This is a genomic window from Christensenella sp. (genome assembly GCF_034927525.1).
In the GTDB taxonomy this organism is placed as follows: Bacteria; Bacillota; Clostridia; order Christensenellales; family Christensenellaceae; genus Christensenella.
Window position 1 is genome coordinate 1 of record NZ_JAYFPU010000218.1, and the last position, 5,877, is coordinate 5,877.

8 protein-coding genes and 1 pseudogene are annotated in these 5,877 nt (G+C 47.2%); 8 read left to right on the forward strand and 1 reads right to left on the reverse strand.

What is annotated here, in order from left to right:
- The 8 genes and pseudogenes from VB081_RS09065 to VB081_RS09100 all read left to right on the forward strand — a co-directional run.
- Window positions 1-287, forward strand: a pseudogene (locus tag VB081_RS09065) (hypothetical protein); the annotation flags it as partial.
- Window positions 288-291: 4 nt separating this feature from the next.
- The gene (locus VB081_RS09070; RefSeq protein WP_323400504.1) at window positions 292-1,161 is read left to right on the forward strand and encodes a hypothetical protein; all 870 of its coding nucleotides are present in this window, start codon (window positions 292-294) and stop codon (window positions 1,159-1,161) included.
- A 10-nt stretch (window positions 1,162-1,171) separates the two neighbouring features.
- Window positions 1,172-1,573 carry a gp53-like domain-containing protein gene (locus VB081_RS09075; RefSeq protein WP_323398085.1) on the forward strand — a complete coding sequence of 134 codons (402 nt, stop codon included), beginning with the start codon at window positions 1,172-1,174 and terminating at the stop codon, window positions 1,571-1,573.
- A 10-nt stretch (window positions 1,574-1,583) separates the two neighbouring features.
- On the forward strand, window positions 1,584-1,931 hold the full coding sequence (locus VB081_RS09080) for a hypothetical protein (RefSeq protein ID WP_323398086.1): 348 nt from the start codon (window positions 1,584-1,586) through the stop codon (window positions 1,929-1,931).
- Between the two features lie 2 nt (window positions 1,932-1,933).
- Window positions 1,934-2,089 (forward strand): hypothetical protein, encoded by a 156-nt coding sequence (locus VB081_RS09085; RefSeq protein ID WP_323398087.1) that lies wholly within the window; start codon window positions 1,934-1,936, stop codon window positions 2,087-2,089.
- Window positions 2,090-2,155: 66 nt separating this feature from the next.
- A complete protein-coding gene (locus tag VB081_RS09090) occupies window positions 2,156-2,464 on the forward strand; it encodes a hypothetical protein (protein WP_090305319.1) in 309 nt (102 codons plus the stop codon).
- A complete protein-coding gene (locus VB081_RS09095) occupies window positions 2,465-2,800 on the forward strand; it encodes a phage holin (protein WP_323398088.1) in 336 nt (111 codons plus the stop codon). It abuts the gene before it with no gap.
- Window positions 2,801-2,802: 2 nt separating this feature from the next.
- The gene (locus VB081_RS09100; RefSeq protein WP_090305325.1) at window positions 2,803-3,717 is read left to right on the forward strand and encodes an N-acetylmuramoyl-L-alanine amidase; all 915 of its coding nucleotides are present in this window, start codon (window positions 2,803-2,805) and stop codon (window positions 3,715-3,717) included.
- 253 nt (window positions 3,718-3,970) lie between these two features.
- Here the strand turns inward: VB081_RS09100 and VB081_RS09105 are convergent.
- A partial coding sequence (locus VB081_RS09105) for a DUF2207 domain-containing protein (protein ID WP_323400505.1) occupies window positions 3,971-5,877 on the reverse strand: 1,907 nt, incomplete at its 5' end.

Here is a 5,877-nt window from a genome sequence, read left to right on the forward strand (position 1 = left end):
CGATGATTACCGAGGACACCTCCCACCGTTTTGCGACGGACGCCGAAAAGACGGCGTGGAATGCAAAGCCTAAAAAGTATGCCACAGCCATTGGCAACGGCAGTGCAACCAGTATTGCCGTGACCCACAATCTGGGCACCCAGGATGTGACGGTAACGGTGCGGGAGGCCGCCACGCCATACAGCGTGGTGATGTGCGATATGCAGATTACCAGCGCCAATGTGATTACACTGCTCTTTGCAACGGCCCCAGCGTCCGGTGCGTATCGGGTGACGGTGACGGGGTGATGGGATGAAATATCTGTGTGAGTCAATTGATGCTATCAACGGGAGAGCAACAGGGCTGTGGCAAACTGGAAATATTGCATATAATGTTGTCAGGTGTATGATTGGTACGACAACGAAGGAAATTTTAATTAAGACAAAGATTCCCTTTAGTTCAGGTCGCCATATGCCGGTTATCCACATTGTTGGATATGCTTATGGTCTACAATCACCGATTGAGATAAAGATTGGATATTATATTTACAATAATACACATGGTTGGTGCGGAGCGGTGTCCATGGGTGCCTGGCGACCGGTAATAAAATTATTTTCATACGTAGAAAATTCTGTTAAGTATACCGGGATTGCTTTGATTGGGGGCATCTATTTCCCTCAGTTTTCAGTTAATGTTCAGATTGAACTCGGAACGACTGCGACAGATAAAAATGGATGGGAAATTGAGTATTTGGATAACAGTTCATCGACATCTACCATTGTACCGACAACGGATGTTGTTGTCGTGCCATACAAGCCAACATTCAGTGCAACAATTAATGGGGTGGCGTTTAATGGGGTTGATGGGATTGCGTTGACGCCAAGTAATATTGGGGCAGCGCCGACATCCCACAACCACACAAAAGCCCAGATTACGGACTTCCCGTCATCGATGCCGGCATCGGATGTCCCAGCCTGGGCCAAGGCATCCACCAAGCCGTCATACGCATGGAGCGAGATTGGCAGCAAGCCAACGACATTTACGCCAGCGTCTCACACCCACGATGACCGATACTACACGGAGTCCGAGGTGGACGCAAAAATCACAGGAGCCAGCGGCAATACGGTGACCGTCAGTACGACGGCACCGACGAGTCCCCGGAAAGGGGATATTTGGATTTAAGGAGGTAAAAATGGCATCAAATATTAAACGACCAATCCAAATTTTTAATGGGACGGATTGGGATAAAATCCTGCCGGAAATTTCGGAGGATATGATTAAGAGTGGGTGGACGCAAAATATGGGAGGAAATGGGTACAAAAAATTTCCAGGAGGACTTATTTTGCAATGGGGAGTTACGACTGGAGTAGTTGGTAGTGATGGTAACCTCAACCAAAGCATCACCTTCCCGATTACGTTCCCGAATGGTGCTGTTTGTGTTTTTAATCGGCAATACCTTAACGGTTATTACTCCGATGTGCTCAACAAAAATGTTTGGATGACGATGTACAGCTCACAAAAATTTGGGCTGACCGGAAACACACTGAATGCAAACACGAATTTTCAGATTCATTGGTTTGCAATTGGATACTAGGAGGTAGGATATGTATTTTTTGAGGATAATGGGAGACGCTATCGGTTTTGTTGTTGATAGCGTACATACAATAACCAAGAGCGATGTCCCTATAACGGATGCCGATTATAACAAATATTTTGAGTTGGAAAGACAAGGAAAGGTGTTTAGGATGCGGGCTACCCCTGATACTCAAAGCGGATTGTTTGGGTACATCGAAGAATATGTACCCGAGCCGATTAGCACGCAACCGTCGGAAGTCCAACTGCTCCAACTCGCTCTGGCGGAAGCCATCGAAAAGCAGGAGGCCGACAATCTGGCAAGCCAACTAGCTTTGGCCGAATACATTGAATCCCAGGCAGAAGGAGGAGGTGAATAAGAATGGAATATCTTGCAAAAATGTACGCAGACCTGGTTGAAGCCAGTGAACGTGCATTGACCCAGGACGATGCAACCCGTTTAGGCGTCCCCATGGTCCCCGCATTTTTAAGGGTTAAAGTCGTTGCCGAAATTGAGCGGCGTCAAGCCGCAGCGTAGACCAGAGGGTCTTTTTTTATTGGCTGGCCTTTCGGGGCCTGTCATATCATCGAAAGGAGCGACTATGTGAACATTGACCCTGTACTCATCAATCTCATTTGTGCCATTGCCGGCGGATTAATTGGCTATGCCGTCTATATGGCCAACACAAAAAAAGACAGTAAACAGGACGGTGCCCAGGAAGGGGCCATCGCCTCAGACCTGGGTTATCTCAAAAAAGGGATTGAGGATATCAATCACAAACTGGAAAAGCAGGACGAGCGATACTTTGAGCTGGTCCAACGTTTGGCGGCCGTGGAGGCCAGCGCAAAGCAGGCCCACAAGCGGATTAATGCCATTGCCGGGACAAATTGCCCCGAGGAAAGAGAAGGATAAATGAATTTAAAACTAAGACTAAAAAGCGGTGCATTTTGGATGGGGATCATCTCCATCCTTGGGTTAGTCATCCAATACGCCTGTGGACAATTTGGCCTAGCCTTTGAGTGGGAGCCCCTCAACGTGATGCTGACCGGCGTCCTGTCGGTGCTGGTGTCCATCGGCATCTTAAGCGACACATCAACACCCGGGGTTGCTGACAGCAAGGTGACCATGCTCAAAACGGACATTAATGACAAAGCCGAGGCAGTTGTGGCCAGAAATTATAGTAACGCTGATTTAGCGGATATATTGGCAAAAACAGCGGACAAGGTTGCGGAAAGGAAAGGTAAATAACCATGGGTTTTAAACCTTTTATCGCCATTGGTCATGGAGTCACGACTGAAAATAAATGGGATCCTGGAACAGTCTGGGAAAACAATGTTGAGGCGGACATTGCCAAAATTATCGTTGGTGGAATTTTAGAAGTTTTTGTCAGTAATGGGAAAGATTATGTTACAGATTATCCGGAAAACGATATGAACATCATCGAATGTGTTGAATCTGCGAATAAACGTGGATGCACCCACTACGTATCAATCCATCTAGACTGGGAAAAAGCTGAATCTGGAATGTTTGCACTCTATGTTTCCGACGCCGGAGCGGCTCTTGGAGCGGATATTCGAAATGCTGTAACAAGCAGAATGGATTATATCGACAAAGGCAATAGATACCAGGATGACTACGAAGTCACGGGCACCTTAATGGAAGCGACGATTTTTGAAGCAGGGTCCATTGATGATGACGGACAATTTTTGAAAGACAACGGAAGATTTTTTGGGAATTGTATCGCATACGGTATCATGGACAGAGCAGGCGAAAATTATAAAGAGTTGGATGGATCTGTAGTGGTCGCACCATCTAAACCCGAAAACAAACCTGAATCATCTGGAAAAATTGAAGAGGATGGTAAGTGGGGAAGTGATACCACAAGTAAGGCCCAGAATAAATTCGGAACCCCAGTGGATGGAGTTATCAGCGGTCAGCTTGAAAGTTGTCGGGAATACATCTGCGAGGATTACGGAACCTTTGAATGGGATAATGGCGATGGGTCCCCCTTTATCTCAGCTCTGCAAAGGCTCATTGGAGCAAATGACGATGGCTGGTTCGGCTTCGAATCTGCGGTTAAGCTTCAAACGTTTTTGAAGGTACCAGCCGATGGTTACATCGGGCCGGTGTCTGTTTTGGCGTTCCAGAAGTGGTTGAATTCATAAGTAGATTCCCCTGGCTTCGGCTGGGGGATTTTTTTATTGCAGTAGGCAGACAAATGATTTTAAAAACAAAACCCCGGCGATTGACCGGGGTTAAAATTGTGTGTTTTTTGTAGGTTAACTAAAAAATAATTGTATATTTTTTGTATGTTTTTTGTGTATCACATAGTCATTTTCAATCAATCCAGAAAAATCCTAAATGGTCTTAACATAAGTGCAAATGCGGGGTATGGCCGTTTTACGTTGTCTGGCGGTCCTACCAGCTGCCACCACCGCCGCCACCGCCGCCGCCGCCGCCAAAGCCGCCACCGCCACCGAAGCCGCCATCGCCGAAACCACCGCTTCCGGAATTAGAGGGAACCGTGATGAGGTCACTGGCCATGCTGCGCATGCTGTGGTTTAGCATACTGGCAAATAGGAGACAGTCAAAGGTATTAAAGGTATTATAGCCATAATACCAGGTTGGCGGTTCAATGGTTAAACCTTCAAAATTCTTTGCCCATTTATTGGTAATTCCTAAAACATAGGCATAGGGCAGGATATTGAAGAAATAACTGGGGTTTTCATCCACCAGCATCTTGATTCGATCGGCTTCTGCATTGACGATAAAGTTCTTAAAGCCCAGGGTTTCACCATACCAAAGGGTTCCAGTTTCTGTTCGGCTTAAGGTGTAAAACTGGAGGATACCCAGTGCCATAATCGTGCCGTAAGCGACCAAAGCTACACTGGCGGGCAGGCTGTTCATGACGATGGATAGGGAGATAAGAATGAGCGTCAGTACAGCCCAAAGTAAGCTGATCAATAGACGCTTACCACCACTGTAACTCTTTTTGTTAATAATCGCCGTATTGTAAAAGCATAAAAAGCTAGCGGCTGGGAAGCCGACAGAAATTACCAAAATAAAGGCGAGGATAAAGAGATTCAGCGAACCTTCGGAGGCATAGGTCTGAGCACCGGCAAAGATCACCATCACGATGACCATGATGGCGGCCACTGCAAACCGTGCAATCTTGGATTGTGCAGTAAAAAGCTGATGCTCCGGAGCGGTAAAGAAGCCTTCGACCATAGCAGTCGCAGCATTGACAGACTCATAGAAGGTTCCTTTAAGGGATTCCGAGGTGACGGACTGTGATGCTTTAGAGGGAAAAATTCCCGTAAAAATTTCACGGATGAAATCTGGTTCATCCTTTGCGCCAGGGCGTTTGAGTTGATGGAAGGTAAAGGTGCTTTTGCTGGTTTCTTCAATGGTCATATAACCTTTATCCGCCAGATACATAATGACCGCAACTAAGTCCTTTCGGTCTGTCCGTCCATCGATGATGGTACCAATTTGAGGTGGTGTAAAGTCATGGGGGGGATAGAAATTGACCACCTCCACTGGCTTTTTGCCCCGACCAAAGAGAAAGTATAGGACTCCTCCGGCGATGAGCCCAATGAGACAGGATCCGTAGATAAAGGGAACGCCCTCCAGGCCGGTGCGGGCACCGACAAAATAGCCCTGGGGCAGACGGACATTCAGGGTAGCCCCTTGGTTTGCGGTAAGGGCCTTAGTAGTTTCACCAGTGATGGTGGTTCCGTCCACGGAGTAACTGATGGCATTACCATCGGTGGCACCGTAGCTGCCGGCATACACATTGACATCCCCGGCATTAAAGGCCTTTGGCATATGGACAGTAAAAGCGGCATGGTCGATGGCAGTGGGCCATTGGTAGGGCAGGATGTTAAAATACACATCGTCAAAGCCATCAATTTTGTCATCACCGGGGTCCCAGGTATAATGGATCGTATAGACTTGGGTTCCATCGACGGTGGTGTCCGAATCGCCTATTTTTAAGACGAGATTTCCGTTTTCGGTATCGGTGTCATAATTATAGCCATCCACCCGAATATTTGAGATAACGGCATTATAGGTGCTTTCAACCCCTTTGCCGTCAATCTCCCGGTAGAAGCTGCCGCTTTGGGGAATATAACGATAAATCCCGTGGCGTGGTTCCGTAAAAGAGACGGTGATGGTTTCCGTGACATCGTAGCTGTGGTTTTCATTGACCGCCATATCGACCTTATAATCCGGTGTGGTGTAGTATTCTGCGGCAAAAGCAGTACTGCCCCAAAATAGAATAAAGGCCGCCAGGATGCCAAGGAGTAGGAATCGTTTTTGTCTCA